The sequence below is a fragment of the Microbacterium sp. NPDC077644 genome, from assembly GCF_040702785.1.
Lineage (GTDB): Bacteria > Actinomycetota > Actinomycetes > Actinomycetales > Microbacteriaceae > Microbacterium.
Genome location: NZ_JBFBME010000001.1, coordinates 1,279,928 through 1,303,552, shown reverse-complemented (window position 1 = coordinate 1,303,552; position 23,625 = coordinate 1,279,928). Strand labels below are relative to the sequence as shown.

Genomic DNA, 23,625 nt, shown 5'->3' with positions numbered 1-23,625 from the left:
AGGAATGCAAACCACGCGCAGCGTCCGTCCCTTCGAGGTGGTCAGCGAGTACATGCCTGCCGGCGACCAACCGCAGGCGATCGCCGAGCTCGCGGCGCGCATCAACGCGGGCGAGACCGACGTCGTGCTGCTCGGTGCCACCGGCACCGGCAAGTCGGCGACGACGGCATGGCTGATCGAACAGGTGCAGCGCCCGACCCTCGTCATGGCGCACAACAAGACGCTCGCGGCCCAGCTCGCCAACGAGTTCCGCGAGCTCATGCCGAACAACGCCGTGGAGTACTTCGTCTCGTACTACGACTACTACCAGCCCGAGGCGTACGTGCCGCAGACGGACACCTTCATCGAGAAGGACTCGTCGATCAACGCCGAGGTCGAACGCCTCCGTCACTCCACGACGAACTCGCTCCTCAGTCGCCGCGACGTCGTCGTCGTCTCGACCGTGTCGTGCATCTACGGCCTCGGCGCGCCCGAGGAGTATCTGCGGGCGATGGTCGCGCTGCAGGTGGGGGAGCGCTACGACCGCGACGCGCTGATCCGCCAGTTCATCGCGATGCAGTACAACCGCAACGACGTCGACTTCTCACGCGGCAACTTCCGCGTCAGGGGCGACACGATCGAGATCATCCCCGTGTACGAGGAGCACGCGATCCGCATCGAACTGTTCGGCGACGAGATCGAGGCCCTGTACTCGCTGCATCCGCTCACGGGCGAGGTCATCGAGCGGCTCGATGCCGTCCCCATCTTCCCCGCCTCGCACTACGTGGCGGGAACCGACGTCGTCCAGCGCGCGATCGGAACCATCGAGGCCGAGCTCGCGGAGCGCCTGGCCGAGTTCGAGCGTCAGGGCAAGCTGCTCGAGGCTCAGCGTCTGCGCATGCGCACGACCTTCGATCTCGAGATGCTGCAGCAGCTCGGATTCTGCTCCGGCATCGAGAACTACTCGCGGCACCTCGACGGCCGTGAGCCGGGCGAACCGCCGCACACGCTTCTGGACTTCTTCCCTGACGACTTCCTCCTCGTGATCGACGAGTCGCACGTGACCGTGCCGCAGATCGGCGCCATGTACGAAGGCGACGCCTCGCGCAAGCGCACTCTCGTCGACCACGGCTTCCGGCTGCCGAGTGCGATGGACAACCGACCGCTCCGGTTCGACGAGTTCAAGAACCGGATCGGCCAGACCGTCTACCTGTCGGCGACCCCGGGCAAGTACGAGATGGGGATCGCCGACGGCGTCGTCGAGCAGATCATCCGTCCGACCGGACTCGTCGACCCCGAGATCATCGTCAAGCCATCGAAGGGGCAGATCGACGATCTGCTCGAAGAGATCCGGGTGCGCGTCGAGAAGGACGAGCGCGTGCTCGTCACGACGCTGACGAAGAAGATGGCCGAGGAGCTCACCGACTTCCTCGGCGAGCACGGCGTGCGGGTGCGGTATCTGCACTCCGACGTCGACACGCTGCGCCGCGTCGAGCTGCTCAGCGAGCTGCGCTCCGGCGTCTACGACGTGCTGGTCGGCATCAACCTGCTCCGCGAGGGCCTCGACCTTCCCGAGGTGTCTTTGGTCGCGATCCTGGATGCCGACAAGGAGGGCTTCCTGCGCTCCGGAACCTCGCTCATCCAGACGATCGGCCGCGCGGCCCGCAACGTGTCGGGTCAGGTGCACATGTACGCCGACAACATGACCGACTCGATGCGGAACGCCATCGAGGAGACCGATCGCCGACGCGAGAAGCAGATCGCGTACAACACTGAGAACGGCATCGATCCGCAGCCGCTGCGCAAGCGGATCGCCGACATCACGGATGTGCTCGCACGCGAAGCCTCCGACACGCAGGAGATGCTGCGCGGCAAGGGCAGGAACAAGTCCGGCAAGGGCAAGAGCCCGACGCCGCAACTGCGTCGCGACGGGATCGCCGCCGAAGGCGCCCAGCAGCTGGAGTCGACGATCGAGGACCTCTCCGCGCAGATGCTCGCCGCCGCCGACGAGCTCAAGTTCGAGCTCGCCGCCCGGCTGCGCGACGAGGTGCAGGACCTCAAGAAGGAACTGCGGGCCATGGAGCGCGCGGGCCACGCCTGAGCGAGGGGATTCCCGACCATGGATGACGCCGGAACCGAACTCGCCGACCGCGTGCGGGCATTGCTGATGTCCGAGCCGGGCCTCGAGGAGAAGCGCATGTTCGGCACCCGAGCCTTCCTCCTCGACGGCCGCATCCTCGTCGGCGCGCGCAAGCAGGGAGTGCTGCTCGTCCGTGTGACGGAGGAGAGGGGGTCGGCGCTGCTCACCGAGACGGGAGTCGCCATCGCGGTCATGGGCGCGAAGACGATGGGGCCGAGCTGGCTCGACGTGGCGGCGACCGCGATCGCGACCGATGAGGATCTCATGTTCTGGATCGACGCGGCCCGTGAGAGCGCCGCGGCCTGAGAGCAGTCGCTCAGGCCGGGCAGTGCATGAGCGGCTTCGGGCCGCTGCGGTCGATCTCGTGCTCGGTCATCGGATGACCGCACAGCGGGCAGGCGCGCTCGGCGCGCTGCGCGGCGGTCGGGGGAGGAGTCGACTCGTAGGGGCCGACCGCCGCAGGTCCGGCCAGCTTGATGAGGTTCGTGTTGAACCACTTGTACAGCCCGCCCGCCTCACGGATGCGTGTGCGCAGGGGCACTCGGTCTGAACTGTTCTCCATATCTCTTAGTGTACTAAGAATTAGGGGTCTATGTATAATCGAAGCGTGACCGCCGTCGACGACATGCTCAAGCTCGAGAACCAGCTGTGCTTCGCGCTGGTCACCGCCGCACGCAACGTGGTCGCGATCTACCGGCCGATCCTCGAGCCGCTCGGACTGACGCATCCGCAGTACCTCGTCATGCTCGCCCTGTGGGAGAGGTCGCCCCGGTCGCTCGCCGACCTCGCCGCCGATCTCGCCCTCGAGCCGGCGACGGTGTCGCCGCTCGTCAAGCGCCTCGAGAAGGAGGGACTCATCGCCCGCCAGCGCAGCAGCACCGATGAGCGCCGTCTCGACATCGGGCTGACGGCAGAGGGCGCACGGCTCCGCGAGCGCGCGCTCGACGTGCCGCGCCAGGTGATGGACGCGGTGCAGATGGACGTCGACCAGATCACCGCCCTGCGCGACGGATTGTCCCCATTCGCCGGTCGCACGGCCGTCTGATGATCGCCGGCCCGTAGGCTGGCAGGCATGACGCTGCCGCTCCCGAACGAGCCCAGGAGCGGCAGGTGAGGCGGGCGGCGACGGCGATCGGGCTCGTCGTGCTGTTCGTGATCGTCATGCTCGCGGCATCCGTTCAGGGCATCCCGCGGATCACGCCACCGGACTTCGCCGGGCCGGATACGCCGCCGCAGGAGCTTCCGCAGCCGAGCGGTTCGCCGACCGCCGGTCCGCTGCCGGAGCCGGAATCCGACCTGCTCAACACGATCATCGGCTTCGTCTTCCTGCTCATCGCGATCGCAGCCGGCGTTCTCATCGTGATCCTCATCGTCCGTGCGCTCATGCGCGCCTGGCGCGACCGGCCGCTGCGCCGCCGCGACGGCGGCGACGTCGACGTCGAGTCGACGGGCGAGGCGATCCTGCAGGAGCCCGATGCGGTCGCCCCGGCGATCCGCCGCGGTGTCGCCGGCGCGCTCCGATCCATCGCCGAGGGCGCTACGCCCACGGATGCGATCGTCGCCGCGTGGGTGGGTCTGGAGGAGAGCGCCAGCGACGCCGGGATCACCCGTGGTCGCAGCGAGACGCCGTCGGAGTTCGCGATGCGCATCATCACCCGCCGCGCCGGGATCACCGAGGCGGCGACGTCGCTGCTGGCGCTGTACGAACGCGTCCGCTTCGGCGGCCACGACGCCGATGAGCAGGACCGCGCCGCCGCTCGCGCAGCCCTGACCACGATCGAAGAGGGCTGGCGATGACCCGGCACCGCATCATCCCGTCGGTCTGCGCGGCCGTCGTGGCGGTGCTCGTGCTCCTGTTCGCGATCCGCGTCGAGCCCGCGTTCTCCGTCGCCTGGGCCGCCCTCGTCGGCGTGCTCTGGCTCTGCGCCGGTGTCGTCATTCCGCAGGATCCGCGCGCCGATGCCCCCGACATCCCCGCAGAGCCCGAGCGCCGGGGCACGGCGATCGCCCGCATGGCGTGGTCGCTCAACACCAGAACCGGTGAGGCGGGTGAGCTGATCACGCGCCGTGTGCGCGGCATCCTGCGCCATCGTCTGCAGCGTGATGGGCTCGACATCGACGACGAGGCCCATCGTGAGCGCATCGAGACGCGCATCGGCCCCGGGCTGTGGTCCCGGCTCACGGGCCAGGGTACGAACCGCCAGGACATCGAGCGCGCGCTCGACGCCATCGACCGGCTCTCGCCGAGCAAGGAGAAGGAATGAACGACAGCATCTCGATCGCAGAAACCGGAGAACGGATCCTCGCCGCCGTGCGATCGGTCGTCGTCGGCATGGACGATCCGCTCGAGATCGCTCTCGCGACGATCCTCGCCGGCGGGCACGTGCTCTTCGAGGACGTGCCCGGGCTCGGGAAGACTCTCGCGGCGCGCAGCCTGGCATCGGCGCTCGGACTCGACTTCCGCAGGCTCCAGTGCACGCCCGACATGCTCCCCGGCGACGTCACCGGGTCGTACGTCTACGCACCCGACAGCGGCGAGTTCGTCTTCCGACCAGGGCCCGTGTTCACCGGGCTCCTCCTGGCTGACGAGATCAACCGCACGACGCCGAAGACGCAGTCCGCGATGCTCGAGGCGATGGCCGAGCGCCAGGTGACGGTCGAGGGCAACAGCTTCCCGCTGCCCGCACCGTTCCATGTCATCGCGACCTCCAACCCGATCGAGTACGAGGGCACGTACGCGCTGCCGGAGGCTCAGCTGGACCGGTTCATGGTGCGCTTGACGGTGGGGTATCCGGAACCGGCCGGCGAGACGCAGATCCTCCTGAACCGCGTCGCGCGTCAGCAGGAGGCCACGAACGTGGCGCCGGTCATCGACTCCGCGCGCCTGGTTGCGGTGCAGCAGACAGTCGAGGCGATCCATGTGCATCCCGACATCGCCCAGTACTGCGTGGACCTCACGCGCGCCACCCGTCACGCGCAGAACGTCGCGGTGGGCGCCTCGCCACGCGGCTCGCTCGGGCTCCTGCTCCTGGGGCGCGCGCTCGCCGCCCTTGACGGCAGGGAGTTCGTCCGCCCCGACGACATCAAGCGGATCGCCGTCCCTGTGCTCGCGCATCGGCTCACGCTCACGCCGCAGGCCTGGGCGCAGGGCGTGAGCGCCGAGCAGATCGTCGCGAACGTCGTCGGTCAGGTGCCCGTCCCGCCGACGGTCGGCGCGCCTGCATGAGCGGACCCCGAACCGTACCGCCCCGCGGCGTCCGCTGGGCGCCGTCGGTCGTGATCGGGTTCTTGGGCGCGATCGCGCTGGCGGTCGCCGGACTGGTGTTCTCGCGCCCCGACGTCGCAGCGCTCGGACTCCCGCTCATCGTCGCGAGCGTCGCCGCGGCGTTCCGCAGGCAGGATGCCGCTCCGCTCGAGCTCCGGCTCGACGCCGTGGCCGGCTCTGACGACGACCTGCTCCGCACCGAGCTCCGCGCGACCGGGGGAGCGGAGCTCGCCGAGGTCGTGCTCGTGCAGGCGGAGCGCCGGCGTCGGCGTCTGGTCGTGCCCGCCGACGGCACCGCCGTCGCCGCGAGCAGCCGTGCTCTGCACTCGGGGCCGGTCACAGCGGTCGCGGTGGCCGCGCGCGGAGTCTCCGGCGACGGACAGCTGCTCGAGCCGGCGACCGCCGTCGTGACGCGGACCCGCAACGTCGCACCCCGTTCGACGACGCTGCAGGGGCTTCCGCTGTCGCCGCGGCTGACCGGCATGCACGGCAGTCATGAGGGCCGGCGGCTCGGGCAGGGCGGCGACTTCCGCGACATCCACCCGTTCGTGCCGGGCGACGAGCTGCGCCGGGTCGACTGGCGCGCCACGGCGCGGATGGCGCGTCGCCCCGGCGACCTGCTCGTGCGACGCACCAACACGCTCAGCGACGCCACCAACGTCATCGCGATGGACACGGCGGACGACCTCGGCACGGTGGTGGCGACGTGGGGGAGCGGCGACCTCGTGCGCAGCGGTCCGACGTCGCTGGATCTGTCGCGTCAGGCGGCCCGGTCCATCGCCGCGGCCGCGGTCGGCGCAGGGGACCGCGTGGCGCTCCACGTCCTGACCCACGGCGGCCGTTCAGTGCGCAGCGGTGCCGGTGCGCGGCACCTCGCCCGGGTGGAGGCGGCGATCGCGGCGACCGGGCCGGCGGGCGAGGACGCGCGCTTCCGGCGGACGCCTCCCGTGCCGCACGGATCGGTGATCTTCGTGCTCTCGACGTTCTTCGACGGGGCGGCATCCGACGTGTCGCTCATGTGGCGCGCGTCCGGACATCGCGTCGTCGCCGTGGACGTCCTCCCGGACCTGGACGTGGCGCGGCTGGGTCGCGAGCAGCGGATCGCGCTGCAGGTCGTGCTCGCCGAGCGCGACGACGTCCTGCACGACCTGCGCTCGTCAGGCGTCGACGTCGTGCCGTGGCGGGAGAACCCGGCAGGAGCACTGGTGGCTGCGGCGAGGGTGAGACGATGAGCGCGCGCGGACGAGAGCTCGACGGCATCAGGATGCCGGCGGCGGTGCCCGGTGCCGTCCTGCACGTCCTGCTGCCCGTCGTCGCGGCGGCCGCCGCGCAGACGGGCGTCGACATCATCGGCTGGCGGATCGCGGTCCTCGTCTTCGCGGTTCTGGGGATGCTGTTCCCGCAGACCCTGGGCGGGTGGCTGTCGATCGGGTGCCTGGCCGTCGGGATGCTGCTGGGCGAACCCGACGTCGCCGTCACGATGCTCATGGTGCTGTTCGTGCACCTGATGCACGTGCTCTCGGCGCTGCTGCCGGTCGTCCCGTGGCGGGGGAGAGTCGTTCTCTCTGCGCTTCGGCCGACGCTGAGGCGGCTGCTGCTCGGACAATTGGTCATCCAGCCGGTCACGCTGGGGGTGATGCTCGTGCAGCAGGCCGGCGGGACGGCGATCGGCGGTTCGGTTCTGCTCGGAGCTGCGGCCGTCGTCGGGATCGTCGCCCTGTTCGCGCCCAGTGTCCGTGGCCGCTCGTAGACTTGTCCGGTGCCTATCGTCCCCGTCGCCAGCTCCGGAAAACTCAGTGTCCGCGGTGCCCGCGTCCACAACCTCAAGAACGTCGACATCGACATCCCCAGGGATTCGCTCGTCGTCTTCACCGGCCTGTCCGGGTCGGGCAAGTCGAGCCTCGCGTTCGACACGATCTTCGCCGAAGGGCAGCGCCGCTACGTCGAGTCTCTGAGCGCGTACGCCCGGCAGTTCCTGGGTCAGGTGGATCGGCCGGACGTCGACTTCATCGAGGGCCTCAGCCCCGCGGTGTCGATCGACCAGAAGTCGACCAACCGCAATCCGCGCTCGACGGTCGGCACGATCACCGAGATCTACGACTACATGCGACTGCTGTGGGCGCGCATCGGCATCCCGCACTGCCCGCAGTGCGGTGAGCGCATCCAGCGTCAGACGGTGCAGCAGATCGCCGACCAGCTCATGGAGCTGCCCGAGCGCACCCGGTACCAGATCGTCGCCCCGGTCGTCTCGCAGAAGAAGGGCGAGTTCGTCGACCTGTTCCGCGAGCTGGGCGCCAAGGGCTACTCGCGCGCGATCGTCGACGGCGATCTCATCCAGCTCGCAGAACCCCCCACGTTGAAGAAGAGCTACAAGCACGACATCGCCGTGGTCGTCGACCGTCTCGTGGCATCCGACGACATCCTCGGCCGCGTCACCGATTCGGTCGAGACCGCGCTCGGACTCGCGGGCGGGGTCGTGCAGGTGAACTACGTCGACGAAGAGGGGGATGCCGCGTGGCAGTCCTTCTCCGAGAAGCTCGCCTGCCCGAACGGGCACGCGATCACGCTCACCGAGATCGAGCCGCGCACGTTCTCGTTCAACGCGCCCTTCGGCGCATGCCCGACCTGTTCGGGACTGGGCACCCGCATGTCCGTCGACGTCGACCTCATGCTCGGCGACGAGGAGCTGTCCATCCGCGAGGGCGTCATCATCCCGTGGACGACCCAGGGCAAGGGCCTGTTCCAGTACTACGAGCGCCTGCTCGAAGGTCTCGCGAGCGACCTGAACTTCTCGCTCGACACCCCGTGGCGCGACCTGCGGGTCGACGTGCAGGATGCCGTGCTGCGTGGAGACAACTACAAGGTCACGGTCAAGTGGAAGAACCGCTACGGACGCGAGATGCGCTACGCCTCCGGGTTCGAGGGCGTTGTGCCCTACATCGAGCGGCAGTACGCCCAGGCCGAGAGCGACAACCAGCGCGCGCGCTGGGCCGAGTACCTGCGCGAGGTCCCGTGCCCCGTGTGCGACGGCAACCGGCTCAAGCCCGAGGTCCTCGCCGTGCAGGTGCACGGCCACTCGATCGCCGAGGTGTCCCACCTGAGCCTCGCCGACGCGCGCGACTTCATGGAGACGCTGACGCTCACCGACCGCGAGGCGAAGATCGCTGCCCAGGTGCTGCGCGAGATCCGTCTGCGCCTGGACTTCCTCCTGCAGGTCGGCCTGAACTACCTGAACCTCAGCCGATCGGCCGGTTCGCTCTCGGGTGGCGAGGCGCAGCGCATCCGCCTCGCCACCCAGATCGGGTCGGGACTCACCGGCGTCCTCTACGTCCTCGACGAGCCGTCGATCGGCCTGCACCAGCGCGACAACCGCCGCCTCATCGAGACGCTGCAGAAGCTGCGCGATCTCGGCAACACGCTCATCGTCGTCGAGCACGACGAAGAGACCATCGAAGCGGCCGACTGGGTCGTCGACATCGGGCCGGGCGCAGGCGTCAACGGCGGAGGCGTCGTGCACTCGGGGCCGTACTCGGCGCTGCTCGGCGACACCGACTCGATGACCGGGGACTACCTGTCGGGCCGGCGCGAGATCCCGACGCCCAAGAAGCGCCGCAAGATCGACAAGAAGCGGCAGCTCACCGTCGTCGGCGCGCGTGAGAACAACCTCAAGAACGTCACGGCGGAGTTCCCGCTCGGCGTTCTCACGGCGGTGACTGGAGTCAGCGGTTCCGGCAAGTCCTCGCTGGTCAACGACATCCTGTACCGCGTCCTCGCCTCGAAGCTCAACGGCGCGCGCACGCTTGCCGGCAAGCACACCCGCGTGACGGGGCTCGACAACCTCGACAAGGTCGTCCACGTCGACCAGGCGCCGATCGGCCGCACGCCGCGCTCGAACCCGGCCACCTACACCGGCGTGTTCGACCGCATCCGTTCGCTGTTCGCCGAGACCCCTGAGGCGAAGGTGCGCGGCTACCAGCCGGGCCGGTTCAGCTTCAACGTCAAGGGCGGCCGCTGCGAGGCGTGCTCGGGCGACGGCACGATCAAGATCGAGATGAACTTCCTCCCCGACGTCTACGTCGACTGCGAGGTCTGCCACGGCAAGCGCTACAACCGCGACACCCTGGCCGTGCACTACAAGGGCAAGAACATCGCCGACGTGCTCGAGATGCCGATCGAAGAGGCGGCCGAGTTCTTCGAGCCGATCCAGGCGATCCACCGCTACATGAAGACGCTCGTCGACGTCGGTCTCGGGTACGTCCGCCTCGGCCAGTCCGCGACGACGCTCTCGGGCGGTGAGGCGCAGCGAGTCAAGCTCGCCACCGAGCTTCAGCGCCGCAGCAACGGACGCAGCATCTACGTGCTCGACGAGCCGACCACCGGGCTCCACTTCGAAGACGTGCGCAAGCTCCTCGAGGTGCTGAACGGGCTGGTCGACAAGGGCAACACTGTGATCGTCATCGAGCACAACCTCGACGTCATCAAGTCCGCGGACTGGGTCATCGACCTCGGACCCGAGGGCGGCTCGGGCGGTGGAGAGGTCCTGGCGACCGGAACACCGGAGCAGATCGCCCGCGTCGAAGAGAGCCACACCGGCCTCTTCCTGGCGGAGATCCTCGGCGAGGGGCGCGGAGCCCGCAAGGCCAGCTGATGGCCGACGTCCTCCCGTACAAGCCGAAGCAGGGCGAGATCCCGACCGAGCCGGGCGTCTACCGCTTCCGTGACGCACAGGGCCGGGTGCTGTACGTCGGCAAGGCGAAGAACCTGCGTCAGCGCCTGTCGAATTACTTCGCCCCGTTGCGCACGCTGCATGAGCGGACGCGCCGTATGGTGACGACGGCCGCATCCGTGGAGTGGACGGTCGTGCCGACTGATGTCGACTCCCTGCAGCTCGAGTACATGTGGATCAAGGAGTTCGATCCGCCGTTCAACGTGCGCTACAAGGACGACAAGTCGTACCCGTTCATGGCGATCACCCTCGGCGACGAAGCTCCGCGCGTGATGGTCACGCGCAACCGCAAGATCCCCGGTGCTCGCTACTTCGGCCCCTATCCGAAGGTGTGGGCGGTGCACGAGACGATCGATCTGATGATCAAGGCGTTCCCGATCCGCACCTGCTCGGATGCGAGCTACAAGCGCGCGATGGCGACGGGGCGTCCGTGCTTCCCCGGGCAGATCGGCAAGTGCGGCGGACCGTGCTCGATGACGGTGACCATCGAGGAGCACCGGGCGATCGTCGACGACTTCGTGGCGTTCATGGCGGGCGGCGACGAGCGCTTCACGAAGGAGCTCACGCGGCGGATGCGGGCGGCATCGACCGCGATGGACTACGAAGCCGCCGCGAAGTACCGCGATCAGCTCGCATCCATCGACGCCGTGCTCGGCAAGAGCGCGCTCGTGCTGCCTGCGGACGAGGACGCCGACCTGTTCGGCATCGCCGAGGACGAACTCGCCGCGACCGTGCAGCACTTCACGATCCGCGGCGGACGCGTCCGCGGCGTCCGCGCGACGACGATCGAGAAGGAGATCGACATCTCCGGCGCCGAGCTCGTCGATCAGGTGCTGCAGCGGGCCTATGGCGAGGGCGTCGACATCCCTCGTCGCGTCCTCGTGCCCTCCCTTCCCGACGATGCGGCCGAACTCGAGCTGTGGCTGCAGGAGCGCCGGGGGCGCCGGGTCGAGATCGCGGTCGCCCAGCGCGGGCAGCGCGCCGAGCTCATGCGCACGGCGACGCTGAACGCGCAGCAGGCGCTGATCAGGCACAAGACCAGGCGCACCAGCGACTACGTCGCGCGCACGCAGGCGCTCACCGACCTGCAGGAGGCGCTCGACCTCGAGACCGCGCCGCTGCGCATCGAGTGCTTCGACATCTCGCACCTCGGGGGGACGAACGTGGTCGCCTCGATGGTGGTGTTCGAGGACGGCCTGCCGCGCAAGGACCAGTACCGGTCCTTCAACATCGCCGAGACGACGGACGACACCGACTCGATGTATCAGGTGCTGATGCGCCGGCTGGCGTATCTCGACAGGCCCGAGCCTGAGGACCAGGGCGATGCAGCCGTCGTGACGGACCCGCTCGCCACTGACGCGGAGGTCGTGACGACGCGCAAGCGGCCCCGGTTCTCGTACCCGCCGCAGCTGCTCCTCGTCGACGGAGGCAAGCCCCAGGTCGAGGCCGCCGCCCGCGCGCTGCGCGACTCCGGGCACACCGAGATCGGCCTGTGCGGCATCGCCAAGAGGCTGGAGGAGGTGTGGCTGCCCGGCGACGACTTCCCGGTGATCCTGCCCCGCACGAGCGAGGCCCTGTACCTGCTGCAGCGCCTGCGCGATGAGGCCCACCGATTCGCGATCACCCACCAGCGCAAGCGCCGGCGGCGCGACATCTCCACGGTCCTCGAGGAGGTCCCCGGTCTCGGCGCCGCGCGCATCAAGACGCTCCTGAAGCACTTCGGTTCGGTCGCCGCGCTCAAGGGAGCGACCCCCGATGCGATCCAGGAGGTGCCGGGTATCGGCCCGACGCTGGCGCAGAGCATCCACACACGCCTGCGGAGTGGATAGGCTGGTCTCCACAGCGAGAAGGAGCCCCGTGATGTCCGCCGAGGAGAAGAACGAATTCCTCATCGTCACCGGCATGTCCGGTGCCGGACGATCGACCGTCGCGAACGCGCTCGAGGACCTCGGCTGGTACGTGGTCGACAACCTTCCGCCGCAGATGCTCCGCCCGCTGCTCGATCTGACCGACCTGGGTGGCGGAGCCCTCCCGAAGGTCGCCGCGGTCGTCGACGTGCGCGGACGAAATCTGTTCAACGACTTCCCCGAGGTCGCGCGTGCGCTCCGTTCCCGCGGCAGCGTCCGGGTGGTGTTCCTGGATGCGTCCGATGACGTGCTCGTGCGCCGGTTCGAGTCCGTGCGCCGGCCGCATCCGCTGCAGGAGGACGGCACGCTGCTCGACGGCATCCGTCTGGAGCGCTCCCGCCTCACACTCGTCCGCGAAGCGGCCGACATCGTCATCGACACGTCCTCGCTGAACATCCATCAGCTCGCGACGCAGGTGTCCGAGACCTTCTCGGAGGAGGGTGCCGCGAGGCACCGGCTGACCATCCTCAGCTTCGGCTTCAAATACGGGCTGCCCACGGACGTCGATCTCGTCGCCGACATGCGATTCCTGCCGAACCCCTATTGGAACGACGACCTGCGTGGTCTCACCGGCCAGGACGAGCCGGTGCGCGACTACGTGCTCGCGCAGGAGGGCGCCGCGGAGTTCCTGGACGCGTACGCCGCCGCACTCGTCCCCGTCCTCGAGGGATACCAGCGCGAGAACAAGGGGCACTCGACGGTCGCGATCGGCTGCACGGGCGGCAAGCACCGTTCCGTGGCGATGGCCGCGGAGCTCGCGAAGCGCCTGTCCGAGATCCCCGGCATCGCGGTCAGCGTGCGGCACCGGGATCTCGGACGCGAGTGAGGCGCAGAGGCGACGGACGGTAAACTGATGGTTTGCGTCGCGATCCGACGCGCGAAGCTTTCCAAGGAGTCCCGTGGCACTTACCACCGATGTCAAGGCTGAGCTCGTCAGCATCCGCAATGCACCGCCCACGGTGCGCGTCGCGGAGGTCACCGCGATCCTCCGGTTCGCCGGAGGCCTGCATTCGATCGCCGGCCGTGTCGCGGTCGAGGCCGAGGTGGATGCCGATCTGCTGGCGCGCCGGGTCGCCCGCGACCTCGCCGAGATCTACGGCGTCCGCCCCGAGATCGCCCAGGTGCAGTCCGCAAGCGCACACGACGGTGCGCGGTACGCGGTCCGCGTGATCGGTGCGGGGGAGACCCTCGCCCGGCAGACCGGACTGCTCGACCAGCGCCGCCGGCCCGTCCGCGGGCTGCCCAACCGCCTGACGACCGGATCCCGCGAAGAGATCGCCGGACTGTGGCGCGGAGCGTTCCTCGCAGCAGGAACCCTCTCCGACCCCGGTCGCTCGGCCATGCTCGAGGTGTCGTGCCCGAGCTCCGAGGCGGCGATGGCGCTCGTCGGCGCCGCTCACAGGCTCGGCGTCGCCGCCAAGGCCCGCGAAGTGCGCGGGATGCCACGCGTCGTCGTCCGCGACGGCGAGGCCATCCGCTCGGTCCTCGCCCAGATGGGCGCCGTCAAGACCGCAGCGGCGTGGGAGGAGATGCGCCAGCGCCGCGAGGTCCGCGCGGGCGTGAACCGGCTCGTCAACTTCGACGATGCGAATCTGCGCCGCTCGGCTCAGGCCGCCGTCGCCGCGTGCGCGCGCGTCGAGCGCGCCCTCGAGATCCTCGGCGACACCGTGCCCGACCACCTGCGCATGGCGGGCGAGCTGCGCCTCGCGCACCGCGACGCGAGCCTGGACGAGCTCGGTCACCACGCGGATCCGCCGCTGACCAAGGACGCGGTCGCCGGCCGCATCCGGCGCCTGCTCGCCATGGCCGACAAGCGCGCCCAGCACGACGGCATCCCCGGCACCGAGTCGGCCGTGCCGGCCGGTCTCGACGTATAGCCGTCGCCGGCGGGTCGGGAAAAACCGGCCGTCATCCGCGGAAGCATCCTGGCCGCGTCCGTGTTGTCGTCACTAGGATGAAGAAGTCTGCTCCGTGCCGCATTCGGGTGGCGCGGAGGAACCGACAAGCGCCGCGGCGCGGCGCGGATTGGATGAAAAGCGACATGGCTACGTACACGCTCCCCGACCTCCCCTACGACTTCGCGGCGCTGGAACCGCACATCAGCGGCAAGATCATGGAGCTGCACCACGACAAGCACCACGCGACGTACGTGAGCGGTGCCAACGCGGCGCTCGACGCCCTCGCCGAGGCTCGTGACAGCGGCAACCTCGCCAACGTCAACAAGCTCGAGAAGGACCTCGCGTTCAACCTCGGCGGTCACGTCAACCACTCGATCTTCTGGACCAACCTGTCGCCGAACGGCGGCGGCCAGCCCGAGGGCGAGTTGAAGGCGGCCATCGACGAGTTCTTCGGCTCGTTCGAGAAGTTCCAGGCCCACTTCACGGCTGCGGCCACCGGCATCCAGGGCTCCGGCTGGGCCGTCCTCAGCTGGGACGCGATCGGTCAGCGCCTGATCATCCAGCAGCTGTTCGACCAGCAGGCCAACACCGCCCAGGGCACGATCCCGCTGTTCCAGCTCGACATGTGGGAGCACGCCTTCTACCTCGACTACCTCAACGTGAAGGCCGACTACGTCAAGGCCGCATGGAACATCGCCAACTGGGAGAACGTCGCGCAGCGTCTCGACGTCGCCCGCAAGCAGACGAACGGGCTGCTGGTACTGTCGTAATCAAGACGGGCGTCCCGACGGTTCGCCCGTCGGGACGCCGTTGTCCATTCCCCCGAAAACGCGCTCTCCGCGCATGACAATCAGGAGATTCCTTTGTCTGTCAAGATCGGCATCAACGGCTTCGGCCGTATCGGACGCAACTTCTTCCGCGCGGCTCTCGCGCAGGGTGCGGACCTCGAGATCGTCGCAGTGAACGACCTCACCGACAACAAGACGCTCGCGCACCTGCTCAAGTACGACTCGGTCGGCGGCGTCCTCGACGCGGAGATCAGCTACGACGACGACAGCATCACGGTGAACGGCAAGCAGATCAAGGCCTTCGCCGACCGCGACCCCGCGAACCTCCCGTGGGGCGAGCTCGGCGTCGACATCGTCATCGAGTCGACCGGCTTCTTCACCAAGGCCGAGGCCGCCAAGAAGCACATCGATGCAGGCGCCAAGAAGGTCATCATCTCGGCACCCGGCACGGGCGTCGACGCCACCTTCGTCATGGGCGTCAACGAGGACTCGTACGACCCGGCCGCGCACAACATCATCTCGAACGCGTCGTGCACGACGAACTGCCTCGCCCCTCTCGCGAAGGTGTTCAACGACGAGTTCGGCATCGAGCGCGGTTTCATGATGACCGCGCACGCCTACACCGCCGACCAGAACCTGCAGGACGGCCCGCACGGCGACCTGCGCCGCGCACGCGGTGCCGCGATCAACATCGTCCCGGCCTCCACGGGTGCAGCCAAGGCGATCGGCGAGGTCCTGCCGGAGCTCAACGGCAAGCTCAGCGGCTCGTCGTACCGCGTCCCGGTTCCCACCGGCTCGATCGTCGACCTCACCCTCATCGCGGACCGCGACGACCTGACGGCCGACGAGGTCAACGCCGCGTACAAGAAGGCCGCCGCCGACGGCCGCCTGGCCGGCTTCCTCCAGTACAACGAGGACCCGATCGTCTCGAGCGACATCCAGGGCAACCCGCACTCGTCGATCTTCGACTCGACCCTGACCAACGTCAGCGGCAACCTCGTCAAGGTCTCCAGCTGGTACGACAACGAGTGGGGCTACTCCAACCGTCTCGTCGACCTGACCGAGTACGTCGCCGAGCGCATCTGAGGCTCCCATGACCCTGCGCACCCTGGAATCACTGGGTTCGCTCGAGGGCAAGCGCGTCATCGTCCGTTGTGACCTGAACGTCCCCCTGAAGGACGGCGTCATCACGGACGATGGCCGCGTTCGCGCCTCGTTGCCGACTCTGAAGACGCTCATCGAGGCCGGCGCACGTGTCGTCGTGTGCTCGCACCTGGGTCGCCCCGACGGCGCCCCAGACCCGCAGTACAGCCTCGCACCGGTCGCGAAGCGGCTGTCCGAGCTGCTCGAGCAGCCGGTCGCCTTCGCCTCGGACACCGTCGGCGAGTCGGCCCGCGAGACTGTGGCTGGGCTCGAGAACGGCGAGGTCGCTGTCATCGAGAACCTGCGGTTCAACCCAGGGGAGACCGCGAAGGACGATGCCACCCGCCAGGAGTTCGCCGGCGAGCTCGCACAGCTCGGCGACGTGCTCGTCTCGGACGGCTTCGGCGTCGTGCACCGCAAGCAGGCCAGCGTCTACGACTTGGCCGAGATCCTGCCGTCCGCGGCGGGTCTGCTGATCGCGACCGAGCTGGACGTCCTCGACCGCCTCACGGAGAAACCCGAGCGCCCGTACACGGTCGTCCTCGGCGGTTCCAAGGTCAGCGACAAGCTCGGCGTCATCTCGCACCTGCTGCCGCGCGTCGACCGTCTGCTCGTCGGCGGGGGGATGCTGTTCACGTTCCTCGCGGCGCAGGGTCATGCGGTGGCATCCAGCCTCCTCGAGAAGGACCAGCTCGACACCGTCCGCGGCTACCTCGCAGAGGCCGCCGATCGCGGCGTCGAGATCGTCCTGCCGACGGACGTGGTCGTCGCCGCGTCGTTCGCGGCGGATACCGACCACGAGACCGTCGCTGCGGATGCCATCGAGGAGAGCTCGTTCGGCGCATCCGGCATCGGCCTCGACATCGGGCCCGACACGGCTGCGGCGTTCGCCGACGCGATCCGCAGCTCGAAGACGGTGTTCTGGAACGGGCCGATGGGCGTGTTCGAATTCCCGGCGTTCGCCGCGGGGACCAAGGCCGTCGCGCAGGCGCTGACCGAGGTCGACGGGCTCGGCGTCGTCGGCGGCGGCGATTCGGCCGCTGCCGTGCGTCAGCTCGGCTTCGACGATGACCGGTTCGGTCACATCTCGACGGGCGGAGGCGCGAGCCTCGAGTTCCTCGAGGGCAAGAAACTACCCGGCCTGGAGGTGCTCGGATGGGCATGAACGCCCGTACCCCGCTGATCGCGGGCAACTGGAAGATGAACCTGGACCACCTGCAGGCGGTCGCGTTCGTGCAGAAGCTGCACTGGGCGCTCAAGGATGCCAAGCACGAGGACGGCTCGGTCGAGGTGGCGGTGTTCCCGCCGTTCACCGACATCCGCAGCGTGCAGACGCTGATCGACGCGGACAAGATCCCGTTCGCGCTCGGTGCGCAGGACCTGTCGGCGCACGATTCCGGCGCCTACACGGGCGAGGTCTCGGGCGCGTTCCTCGCCAAGCTCGATGCGAAGTACGTCATCATCGGCCACTCGGAGCGTCGTGAGTACCACGCCGAGTCCGACGAGGTCGTCGCCGCCAAGGTCCAGGCTGCGCTCAAGCACGGCCTCGTGCCGGTGATCTGCGTGGGCGAGACCGCGGAGGACCTCGAGAAGTTCGGGGCGAGTGCGGTTCCCGCCGGCCAGTTGGAGGCTGCGCTGAAGGGCGTGCCCGCGTCCGCGGACATCGTCGTCGCGTACGAGCCGGTCTGGGCGATCGGATCCGGTCAGGCCGCGACGCCGCAGCAGGCTCAGGACGTCTGCGCGGCTCTGCGCGGCGTGCTCGCGAAGACCCTGGACGAGGATGCCGCTGCGCGCACCCGCATCCTGTACGGCGGTTCGGTCAAGGCGGCGAACATCGCCAGTTTCATGCGCGAGCCCGATGTGGACGGTGCACTGGTCGGCGGCGCGAGCCTCGTGGTCGACGATTTCGCCGCGATCATCCGGTTCGAGAAGCACGTCGGCGTCTGAGCGGTGACGGGGCTCGGCCCCGTCACCCGCGTATACTTGGCACTTACGGGCAACCACCTGTCCCTTCGAAAGGCTCTCCCTCGTGGCAATTCTTGAGTTCGTCCTGCAGGTCCTGCTGGGTGTCACCAGCGTCCTGCTGACACTCCTCATCCTTCTCCACAAGGGCCGCGGCGGCGGTCTGTCCGACATGTTCGGCGGTGGCATGACGACGGCGGTCGGCTCCTCGGGCCTCGCCGAGCGCAACCTCAACCGATTCACCATCGTCCTGGCACTCGTGTGGTTCGTCTCCATCGTCGCGCTGGGCCTCATCACGAAGCTCGAGGTGATCTGACATGGCCACAGGAGGCAACGCCATCCGCGGAACCCGCGTGGGTTCCGGCCCGATGGGGGAGCAGGACCACGGCTACCACGCGGACCGGATCGCCGTGTCGTACTGGGACGGACTCGGCAACGAGACCGTCCGCTACTTCGCGGCCGGGCTCCCCGACGAGGAGATCCCCGAGACGATCGATCACCCGCAGTCGGGCCTCCCGGCAGGGCGCGACAAGAACAACCCGCCGGAGCTCGCCAAGAACGAGCCCTACAAGACGCACCTCGCCTACGTGAAGGAGCGCCGCACGGACGACGAGGCGGCGCAGCTCCTCGACGAGGCCCTGACGCAGCTGCGCGAGCGCCGCGGCCAGGCCTGAGCCACTCGCAGCGAAGCCGTCACGATCTCCGGATCGTGGCGGCTTCGTCGTTCTCGTGCGCCCTCAGCGACAGCCCGCCGCGGCGTCGATGAGCGACTGCGACGGAGCGCCGTACGCCGACGTGCCGTTCGCGTCGTCGGTGAATCCCTTGCTGATCGCCCAGGCGGTCGCCCAGGCCTCGATCGTGCCGCGGTCCGAGTCGTCGTACATGCCCTCGCATTTGACGCTGATCGCATGCCCGACCTCGTGCGCGACGAGGGCGCGGCTACGGTCTCCGGGCCAGTACGCCGCGACGGAGTCCGACAGCTCGATCGTCGAGTACCCGGGGTCGCCGTACCACCAGGTGGCGTAGCCGCCCATGCTGTCTCCGTACCCGTAGCCGTTCACGAGCGGCGACCAGTCGAAGTCCAGCAGCACACCGGGGGCGAGCTCTCTGGCGAACGCCTCGATCTCGGTGCGGGCCTCGAGCAGCGGTCCCTGTTTCTCGGCGATCTCCGCCTTCTCCGAGGACAGCATCGCCGCAGCGGCCGACTCCAGGTCGGTGTACGCGGCGACCGTCGTCGCATCCATGCTCACGGCGCCGTCGAGGGCACCGGCTGCGCGGCGCAGCGCGATGATGTCGGGATTGCGCGCCGAGATGTGCTGCGCCTCGAAGTCGCTCGCGGATCCGGCCGCCGACAGCACAGCGGCCACGCCCGCCTCGTCCAGGGCCGCCGCGGTCGCCTGCGCGCGGTCGCGCGCCTCATCGAAGGCGCCGGCCTGTGCGCGGGCATCCGCGCCCTCCTCGTCGAGCTGCGACGCCGCGCCGAACAGCTCCCACGCCCACGCCGGCTTGTCCTCCGCACGGGGGAGGACGTCATCCGTCAGCGCGGCGGCGTCAGCGGAGGCCTGTTCGGCAGCGGCGGATGCGTCGTCGAGCACGGCAGCGCTCTCGGCATCCATCAACCGGTCGGTCCTCGCCGAGGTCACCTCTGCCGCGGCATCCATCGTCTCGGTGAGCGAGGACGCGGCTTCCGCGAGACCGTCCTGACCGGCCTCGGCCCGGTCGACCGCATCGTCGAAGGCGACGAGCGCCTCGTCGTAGCCCACGTTCGCACCCCACTGGATGCCGGCGCACGCGACGCCCACGACCACGACGCCGAGCGCAACCCACCACCACCGGCGGGAGCGGCGCGGCGAGCGAGGAACGGCCACGGCATGCTGTGCCGTGCCGCCGAGGATCGGACCGAAATGGTGTCCGCCCGGCGCGGAGGGAACCAGTGACTCTGCCACGAGTTCTCCTCCTGACGGGGAAGTGGAGGGGATGACGGGAATCGAACCCGCGTCATTAGTTTGGAAGACTAAGGCTTTACCATTAAGCTACATCCCCATTTCGGCGCGTCGCCGAGCAGAGCGCCTCGTAAAGCATAGCGGACGTTGGAAGCCCTCCTGTCCGTTAGACTCGACAAGGCCGTTTCCCCGCGCGGGTTCAACCGGGGCGTAGCTCAGCTTGGTAGAGCGCCCGCTTTGGGAGCGGGAAGTCGCAGGTTCAAATCCTGTCGCCCCGACCACGGCCCTCACGAACCTCAGGCCGCGCCTGTCGCGCGGAAATCCAAAGGAGAACACACCAGCATGGCGAACAGCACCGTCGAGAAGCTGAACCCGACCCGGGCCAAGCTCACCATCACGGTCACCCCGGACGACCTCAAGCCCTCGATCGCGCACGCGTACGAGCACATCGCTCAGGACGTCCAGATCCCCGGCTTCCGCAAGGGCAAGGTCCCCGCCCCCATCATCGACCAGCGCATCGGTCGCGGCGCCGTCATCGAGCACGCCGTCAACGAGGGCCTCGACAAGTTCTTCCGCGAGGCAGCGGCGGAGCAGAGCCTGCGCATCGTCGGCCGCCCGTCGGCCGACATCACGCAGTGGCCGAACGAGAAGGACTTCTCCGGCGACCTGATCGTCGAGATCGAGGTCGACGTGCGCCCCGAGATCGAGGTGCCCGAGCTCTCCGAGATCACCCTCACCGTCGACGCCGTCGAGGCCGACGAGGCCGCGCTCACCGAGGAGCTCGACAAGCTGCGCGCTCGCTTCGGCACGCTGATCCCCGTCGAGCGCCCCGCGGCGAAGGGCGACTTCGTCGAGCTCGACCTCGTCGCCACGATCGACGGCGCCGAGATCGACCGTGCCGAGGGCGTCTCGTACGAGGTCGGCTCCGGCGAGCTCCTCGAGGGCATCGACGACGCCATCGAGTCGCTCACCGCCGGTGAGGACACCACGTTCCGCTCCAAGCTCGTCGGCGGCGACCACGCCGGTGAAGAGGCCGAGGTCTCCGTCAGCATCAAGTCCGTCAAGGAGCGCGAGCTTCCCGAGGCCGACGACGACTTCGCCCAGATCGCCAGCGAGTTCGACACCATCGCCGAGCTGCGCGACAGCCTCGCCGAGCGCGTGAACGAGCAGGGCGTCTTCACTCAGGGCTCGGCTGCTCGCGACCAGCTCATCGAGACGCTGCTCGAGAAGATCGAGATCCCCGTCCCGCCGCAGCTCATCGAGGACGAGGTGCACAACCACCTCGAGTCCGAGAACCGTCTCGAGGACGACGAGCACCGCGCCGAGGTCACCGAGGCCAGCGAGAAGCAGTTCCGCACGCAGGTGCTGCTCGACACGATCGCCGAGCAGGCCGATGTGCAGGTGTCGCAGGAGGAGCTCAGCTCGTACCTGATCCAGTCCGCCGCGCAGTACGGCATGGCTCCGCAGGAGTTCGTCGAGGCGCTGCAGTCCTCGAACCAGCTGCCGGCGCTCGTCGGCGAGGTCGCCCGCAACAAGGCTCTCGCCATCGCGCTGGGCAAGGTCAATGTCGTCGACTCGAAGGGCGACAAGGTCGACCTGTCGAGCCTGGTCGCCGTCGAGGACGAGGACGAGGCCGCCGAGGCTCCGGCCGAGGAGAAGCCCGCCAAGAAGGCTCCGGCCAAGCGCCGCACTGAGCCTGTCGAAGAGAAGCCCGCCGCGAAGAAGGCGCCGGCGAAGAAGGCCGACGACGCCGCTGACGAGAAGCCGGCCGCGAAGAAGGCTCCGGCCAAGAAGCCGGCGGCCAAGAAGGCACCCGCGAAGAAGGCTGCCGACAAGGCCGAGTGATCGCACACTGATCATCACGAAAGGGCGGATGCTTCGGCATCCGCCCTTTCGCATACGAGGAGGACCATGACGACCTGGGAAGAGCGCATCGACGAGGTGTGGGCGGTTGCGGCGAACGAGCTCGCGGGCGACGAGGTCATCGCCCGCATCGATGCCCTCGCCGCGGAACGCGGCCAGGACGATGCACGCGCCGAGTTCGAGCGCGCGGGTGCGCGGGATTCTGCCGGTCGACCTCTCGAGGCGATACCGCTGTACCGCCGGGCGCTGGAGCTCGGTCTCGACGCCGAGCACGAGCCGCAGGCGATCATCCAGCTCGCGAGCTCACTGCGCAACGTCGGCGAGACCGATGAGGCGCTCGTCCTCCTCGAGCGCGCGAACGCCGACGCACCGGACTCGCCGTACCGCGACGCCGTCGCCGTATTCCATGCGCTCGCACTGGCGAGTTCCGGCGCGCCCTACCGTGCCCTCTCCGTCGCCCTGCTCGCGCTCGTGCCGCATCTGCCGCGCTACCACCGCTCGATGACGGCGTACGCGCGCGAGATCGGCGAGCGCGACACCTGATATGCCGACGGCGAACACGGCCTGGGCGCCGCGTCGCCGCCGGTAGATTCGAATCACCGAACACGGAAAACAGGAGCGTGAAATGGCTGCAGAACCCCTGGTCGCGACAAGTGTCTTCGACAGGCTGCTGAAGGATCGCATCATCTGGCTGGGCTCAGAGGTGCGGGACGAGAACGCCAATGAGATCTGCGCGAAGATCCTTCTTCTCGCCGCAGAGGACTCAGAGAAGGACATCTACCTTTACGTCAACTCGCCCGGTGGCTCGATCACCGCGGGCATGGCGATCTACGACACCATGCAGTTCGTGCCGAACGACATCGTCACCGTCGGCATCGGCATGGCGGCATCCATGGGTCAGCTGCTGCTGACCGCCGGCACGAAGGGCAAGCGGTACATCACCCCGAACGCCCGGGTGCTGCTGCACCAGCCGCACGGCGGCTTCGGCGGAACCTCGAGCGACATCCAGACGCAGGCGCAGCTGATCGTGTCGATGAAGAACCGCCTCGCCGAGATCACGGCGGCGCAGACCGGCAAGACCGTCGAGCAGATCAACGAGGACGGCGACCGCGACCGCTGGTTCACCGCCGAGGAGGCTCTCGAGTACGGCTTCGTCGACCACATCCGCGAGTCGGCCACCGATGTCATCGGCGGCGGCGGCACGGCGGACTCGGCTGAGTAACGGATTCGAGAGGACACCCATGTACACCCCCACCTTCCAGTCCGCAGGCAACCTGCCCTCCAGCCGCTACGTGCTTCCCCAGTTCGAGGAGCGCACCGCATACGGCTTCAAGCGTCAGGACCCGTACAACAAGCTGTTCGAGGACCGTGTGATCTTCCTCGGCGTGCAGGTCGACGACGCATCGGCCGACGACGTCATGGCGCAGCTCCTCGTCCTCGAGAGCCAGGACGCCGAGCGCGACATCACGATGTACATTAACTCGCCCGGTGGCTCGTTCACGGCCATGACGGCGATCTACGACACGATGCAGTACGTCGCGCCGCAGATCCAGACCGTCGTGCTCGGGCAGGCGGCATCCGCGGCATCCGTGCTGCTGGCTGCCGGCGCACCCGGCAAGCGTCTCGCGCTCCCCAACGCCCGGGTGCTCATGCACCAGCCGGCGATGGGTGAGGCAGGACACGGCCAGGCCTCCGACATCGAGATCCAGGCCGCCGAGATCCTGCGCATGCGCACCTGGCTCGAGGAGACCATGGCCAAGCACACCGGCAAGCCGGTCGAGCAGATCAACAAGGACATCGACCGCGACAAGATCCTCTCGGCGCAGGAAGCGCTCGAGTACGGAGTCGTCGACCAGGTGCTCACCACGCGCAAGCGCGCCTGAGTCCTGGTCTCACGAAGGGCGGCGGTCATCGCGACTGCCGCCCTTCGGCGTGCTCCGGGCACACGCGAAAGTGCATCGCTCGCCTAATGGGTTGCTCATCTGAGCAATCACATGCGCGCGTGCGTGCT

General features: G+C 68.7%; 24 protein-coding genes and 2 tRNA genes. 23 read left to right on the top strand and 3 right to left on the bottom strand.

Annotated elements, in window-relative coordinates; all coding sequences use genetic code 11:
* Nucleotides 1–4 precede the first annotated feature (4 nt).
* A complete protein-coding gene (gene uvrB, locus AB0269_RS06320) occupies nt 5–2,080 on the top strand; it encodes an excinuclease ABC subunit UvrB (protein ID WP_366210368.1) in 2,076 nt (691 codons plus the stop codon).
* 18 nt (nt 2,081–2,098) lie between these two features.
* Complete coding sequence (locus AB0269_RS06315; RefSeq protein ID WP_366210367.1) at nt 2,099–2,425, top strand: TfoX/Sxy family protein; 327 nt, start codon at nt 2,099–2,101, stop codon at nt 2,423–2,425.
* A gap of 10 nt (nt 2,426–2,435) precedes the next feature.
* Here the strand turns inward: AB0269_RS06315 and AB0269_RS06310 are convergent, their stop codons facing one another.
* Nucleotides 2,436–2,681, bottom strand: a complete 246-nt coding sequence (locus AB0269_RS06310) for a hypothetical protein (protein WP_366210366.1) — start codon at nt 2,679–2,681, stop codon at nt 2,436–2,438.
* A 45-nt stretch (nt 2,682–2,726) separates the two neighbouring features.
* Between AB0269_RS06310 and AB0269_RS06305 the strand changes: the two genes are divergently transcribed.
* From AB0269_RS06305 to AB0269_RS06230, 16 genes are all read left to right on the top strand, one after another.
* Nucleotides 2,727–3,164, top strand: coding sequence for a MarR family transcriptional regulator (locus AB0269_RS06305; protein ID WP_366210365.1), 438 nt, complete (start codon nt 2,727–2,729; stop codon nt 3,162–3,164).
* Nucleotides 3,165–3,229: 65 nt separating this feature from the next.
* Entirely contained in the window at nt 3,230–3,916 is a 687-nt protein-coding gene (locus AB0269_RS06300; RefSeq protein ID WP_366210364.1) for a DUF4129 domain-containing protein, read from the top strand.
* Nucleotides 3,913–4,383: a hypothetical protein gene (locus AB0269_RS06295; RefSeq protein WP_366210363.1), complete on the top strand. Its 471-nt coding sequence runs from the start codon at nt 3,913–3,915 to the stop codon at nt 4,381–4,383. The genes AB0269_RS06300 and AB0269_RS06295 overlap by 4 nt, the downstream gene beginning before the upstream one ends.
* Nucleotides 4,380–5,345, top strand: coding sequence for a MoxR family ATPase (locus AB0269_RS06290; protein ID WP_366210362.1), 966 nt, complete (start codon nt 4,380–4,382; stop codon nt 5,343–5,345). Before AB0269_RS06295 ends, AB0269_RS06290 begins: the two co-directional genes overlap by 4 nt.
* Nucleotides 5,342–6,616, top strand: coding sequence for a DUF58 domain-containing protein (locus AB0269_RS06285; protein WP_366210361.1), 1,275 nt, complete (start codon nt 5,342–5,344; stop codon nt 6,614–6,616). The genes AB0269_RS06290 and AB0269_RS06285 overlap by 4 nt, the downstream gene beginning before the upstream one ends.
* A complete protein-coding gene (locus tag AB0269_RS06280) occupies nt 6,613–7,134 on the top strand; it encodes a hypothetical protein (RefSeq protein ID WP_366210360.1) in 522 nt (173 codons plus the stop codon). The genes AB0269_RS06285 and AB0269_RS06280 overlap by 4 nt, the downstream gene beginning before the upstream one ends.
* Nucleotides 7,135–7,143: 9 nt before the next feature.
* The gene (gene uvrA / locus AB0269_RS06275) at nt 7,144–10,032 is read left to right on the top strand and encodes an excinuclease ABC subunit UvrA (RefSeq protein ID WP_366210359.1); all 2,889 of its coding nucleotides are present in this window, start codon (nt 7,144–7,146) and stop codon (nt 10,030–10,032) included.
* Nucleotides 10,032–11,939, top strand: a complete 1,908-nt coding sequence (gene uvrC, locus AB0269_RS06270; protein ID WP_366210358.1) for an excinuclease ABC subunit UvrC — start codon at nt 10,032–10,034, stop codon at nt 11,937–11,939. Before uvrA ends, uvrC begins: the two co-directional genes overlap by 1 nt.
* A gap of 31 nt (nt 11,940–11,970) precedes the next feature.
* A complete protein-coding gene (rapZ, locus tag AB0269_RS06265) occupies nt 11,971–12,843 on the top strand; it encodes an RNase adapter RapZ (RefSeq protein ID WP_366210357.1) in 873 nt (290 codons plus the stop codon).
* 73 nt (nt 12,844–12,916) lie between these two features.
* Entirely contained in the window at nt 12,917–13,894 is a 978-nt protein-coding gene (gene whiA / locus AB0269_RS06260) for a DNA-binding protein WhiA (protein WP_366210356.1), read from the top strand.
* 164 nt (nt 13,895–14,058) lie between these two features.
* Nucleotides 14,059–14,685 carry a superoxide dismutase gene (locus AB0269_RS06255; protein WP_366210355.1) on the top strand — a complete coding sequence of 209 codons (627 nt, stop codon included), beginning with the start codon at nt 14,059–14,061 and terminating at the stop codon, nt 14,683–14,685.
* Between the two features lie 93 nt (nt 14,686–14,778).
* On the top strand, nt 14,779–15,789 hold the full coding sequence (gene gap, locus AB0269_RS06250; protein ID WP_366210354.1) for a type I glyceraldehyde-3-phosphate dehydrogenase: 1,011 nt from the start codon (nt 14,779–14,781) through the stop codon (nt 15,787–15,789).
* 7 nt (nt 15,790–15,796) lie between these two features.
* Nucleotides 15,797–17,011, top strand: coding sequence for a phosphoglycerate kinase (locus AB0269_RS06245; RefSeq protein ID WP_366210353.1), 1,215 nt, complete (start codon nt 15,797–15,799; stop codon nt 17,009–17,011).
* Nucleotides 17,002–17,793, top strand: coding sequence for a triose-phosphate isomerase (gene tpiA, locus AB0269_RS06240; protein WP_366210352.1), 792 nt, complete (start codon nt 17,002–17,004; stop codon nt 17,791–17,793). Before AB0269_RS06245 ends, tpiA begins: the two co-directional genes overlap by 10 nt.
* 82 nt (nt 17,794–17,875) lie before the next feature.
* On the top strand, nt 17,876–18,124 hold the full coding sequence (gene secG / locus AB0269_RS06235; protein ID WP_366210351.1) for a preprotein translocase subunit SecG: 249 nt from the start codon (nt 17,876–17,878) through the stop codon (nt 18,122–18,124).
* Nucleotide 18,125: 1 nt separating this feature from the next.
* On the top strand, nt 18,126–18,482 hold the full coding sequence (locus AB0269_RS06230; protein ID WP_227530800.1) for an RNA polymerase-binding protein RbpA: 357 nt from the start codon (nt 18,126–18,128) through the stop codon (nt 18,480–18,482).
* Between the two features lie 63 nt (nt 18,483–18,545).
* Here the strand turns inward: AB0269_RS06230 and AB0269_RS06225 are convergent, their stop codons facing one another.
* Nucleotides 18,546–19,754 (bottom strand): hypothetical protein, encoded by a 1,209-nt coding sequence (locus AB0269_RS06225; RefSeq protein ID WP_366210350.1) that lies wholly within the window; start codon nt 19,752–19,754, stop codon nt 18,546–18,548.
* Nucleotides 19,755–19,777: 23 nt separating this feature from the next.
* Nucleotides 19,778–19,851 (bottom strand) — tRNA-Gly (locus tag AB0269_RS06220).
* A 104-nt stretch (nt 19,852–19,955) separates the two neighbouring features.
* Here AB0269_RS06220 and AB0269_RS06215 point away from each other — a divergent pair.
* The 5 genes from AB0269_RS06215 (at nt 19,956) to AB0269_RS06195 (ending at nt 23,497) form a co-directional block, all read left to right on the top strand.
* Nucleotides 19,956–20,032: transfer RNA gene (locus AB0269_RS06215), tRNA-Pro, on the top strand.
* Nucleotides 20,033–20,093: 61 nt separating this feature from the next.
* On the top strand, nt 20,094–21,596 hold the full coding sequence (tig, locus tag AB0269_RS06210) for a trigger factor (RefSeq protein ID WP_366210349.1): 1,503 nt from the start codon (nt 20,094–20,096) through the stop codon (nt 21,594–21,596).
* Between the two features lie 66 nt (nt 21,597–21,662).
* Entirely contained in the window at nt 21,663–22,157 is a 495-nt protein-coding gene (locus tag AB0269_RS06205; RefSeq protein ID WP_366210348.1) for a tetratricopeptide repeat protein, read from the top strand.
* 82 nt (nt 22,158–22,239) lie between these two features.
* The gene (locus tag AB0269_RS06200; RefSeq protein WP_366210347.1) at nt 22,240–22,836 is read left to right on the top strand and encodes an ATP-dependent Clp protease proteolytic subunit; all 597 of its coding nucleotides are present in this window, start codon (nt 22,240–22,242) and stop codon (nt 22,834–22,836) included.
* Between the two features lie 19 nt (nt 22,837–22,855).
* Nucleotides 22,856–23,497, top strand: coding sequence for an ATP-dependent Clp protease proteolytic subunit (locus AB0269_RS06195; protein ID WP_227530803.1), 642 nt, complete (start codon nt 22,856–22,858; stop codon nt 23,495–23,497).
* Nucleotides 23,498–23,625 lie beyond the last annotated feature (128 nt).